Source organism: Mycobacterium sp., assembly GCF_049683355.1.
Classification (GTDB): Bacteria; Actinomycetota; Actinomycetes; order Mycobacteriales; family Mycobacteriaceae; genus Mycobacterium.
Window position 1 is genome coordinate 1 of record NZ_JBAUJB010000056.1, and the last position, 2,569, is coordinate 2,569.

The following is a 2,569-nucleotide window of genomic DNA, read 5'->3' on the forward strand; positions in this document are numbered from 1 at the left end:
AGCGACACCACCAGGGCGACCTGCGGCCAGTAGCCGGTCATCTACGCGCCCGAATCCACTTCTCCGCGCCCACCACCACGCTGACGACCATTGCGATTGCGAAGATGCGCAGCCAGCGACCGGCGTCCAGTGGCGCTGTCTGGAACACCGTGTTCATGACGGGTAGGTAGGTGATCAGCAGTTGTGCCACGGCTTGCGTCGCCACCCCGACGATGAGCAGGCGATTCGTGAAAAGCCCAATACGCCAGGCAGAACGGGTCAGAGAGCGGCAGCTGAACAGATAGAACGCCTCCACCACGACGAACAGGTTGAGCGCCGCGGTGCGCGCCTCCGGCAGCGTGGCGCCGTTCGCCAGTTCCCACTCGAACAGCCACCACGAACCGGCCACGAGGAGCCCCGACACCAGCAGGATGCGGCCCACCAGTGCCCGCGTGAGCAGCGGCTGACCAGGATCGCGGGGCGGGCGGGTCATCATGCCGGCTTCCTTGGGCTCGAAGGCGAGCATCAACCCGAGCGCGACGGCGGTGGTCATGTTGATCCACAGGATCTGGGTCGGCAGGATCGGCAGTGCCGAACCCAGCGCGATCGCCACCAGGATCACCAGCCCTTCACCGATGTTGGTGGGCAGCGTCCACGTGATGAACTTCGTCAGGTTGTCGAAGACGCCGCGGCCTTCCTCCACGGCGGCTTCGATCGTCGCGAAGTCGTCGTCGGTCAGCACCATGTCGGCGGCGTCCTTGGCGACCTCGGTGCCGCTTCGGCCCATGGCAACGCCGATGTTCGCCTGCCGCAACGCAGGTGCGTCGTTGACGCCGTCGCCGGTCATCGCGACGACGTGGCCCCTGTCCTGCAACGCCTCCACCAGTCGCAGCTTCTGCTCCGGAGACACTCGCGCAAAGACGCTCGCCCGCTCGACGGCGTCCGGGAACTCATCAGGTGGCAGTGCGGCCAGGTCTGCCCCGGTCAGGACAGCGCGATCGTCGGTCGTGCTGCCGTCGAGCACGCCGACGGCACCGGCGATCGCGCTCGCCGTGCCGGCGTGGTCACCGGTGATCATCTTCACCGCGATACCCGCAGTGTGACAGGCAGTCACCGCCGGCGTGGCAGCCGCGCGGGGCGGATCAAGCATGGCCTGCAGACCGGTCAGAGTCACCGCGCCGGGGAGCGCTTCCTCGCTGAAATCAGCGGGGTCCGCCGTTGTGCGGACACCGGTCGCCAACACTCGCAGGCCCTTGGCGGCAAGACTTTCGACCGCATCCAGCACCGCCGGGCCGTTGATGGGTTCGATCGCACCGTCGGCGCGCATCTGGGTGCTGCACAGTGCGAGCATCCGCTCCACCGCACCCTTGACCAGCACGACATGCCCGTTGCCGGACCTGTGCAGGGTGGCCATGTACTGGCGCTCCGAACTGAACGTGATCGTGTCGACACGGACCAGGGCTTGGGTGAGGTCCACTGGCGTGAGTCCGGCTTTGACCGCGACGACCAGCATCGCCGCTTCGGTGGGGTCCCCGACGATGTCCCACCGCTCGCCGGCTGACATCAGGATCGCGTCATTGCAGGCCGCGCCGGAAACGAGGGTCCATCGCAGGGCGGCGTTCGTCTCGACGGAGACCGGAGTGCCACTTCGCGACAGCAACGCGCCGTCGGTGGCGTAGCCGGCGCCCGTCACGATGACCGGCTCATCGGGGGTCCAGATCTCCCGCACGGTCATCTGGTTCTCGGTCAGCGTACCGGTCTTGTCGGCACAGATCACCGTGGTGCTGCCGAGTGTCTCCACAGCCGGGAGCCGACGAATCACCGCTCTGCGCTTGGCCATCCGTGAGACCCCGATGGCCAGCGTGATCGTCACGGCTGCGGGCAGGCCTTCCGGGATGGCGCCGACGGCCAGCGCGACGGCCGCGGTGAAAGTCTCGACCGCATCTTGCTGGCGTAGCAGGCCGATGGCGAATGTCAACGCGGCGAGCGCCAGGATCCCGACCGTCAGCACCCTGCTGAACCGGGCGAGCTTCTCGGTCAGCGGTGTCGCCAGCATCGTCGCCGCACCGACGAGCCGGTGGATCTCCCCGATCTCGGTTTCGGCGCCCGTGGCCACCACGACCCCGGCCCCGGAACCGGCGGTCACCAGGGTGCCGGAGTGGGCCATGTTGCGCCGGTCCGCGACGGGAGTCGAGTCCGGCAGCACGACTTCGTCCTTCGCCACGGGCACCGACTCGCCGGTCAAGGCCGACTCGTCGACGCGCAGTTCAACCTCTCGGAGCAACCGGATGTCGGCCGGCACCTTGTCGCCGGCCTCAACCAGCACCAGATCACCCGGCACGAGTTCTTCGGACGCGATGACCCGTTCGCGGCCGTCGCGAACCACCTTGGCGTCGGTGTGGACCAGTGCGCGCAGGCTCTGCAGCGCCGCCTCGGCCCTGGACTCCTGGATGAAGCCGACTACGGCGTTGACGATCACCACAGCAAAGATCACGACGGAGTCGACGTACTCGCCCAGCAGCGCGGTGACGGTTCCGGCGGCCAGCAGGACATAGATGAGCGGGTGGTGGAACTGACGCAGGATCCGCAC

The 2,569-nt window shown here is 67.7% G+C and carries 1 protein-coding gene; it reads right to left on the minus strand.

Annotated features, from left to right (window positions below; all coding sequences use genetic code 11):
• Positions 1-37: 37 nt before the first annotated feature.
• Positions 38-2,569: HAD-IC family P-type ATPase (locus WA944_RS03650; RefSeq protein WP_526370532.1), on the minus strand; the 2,532-nt coding region annotated here is incomplete at its 5' end.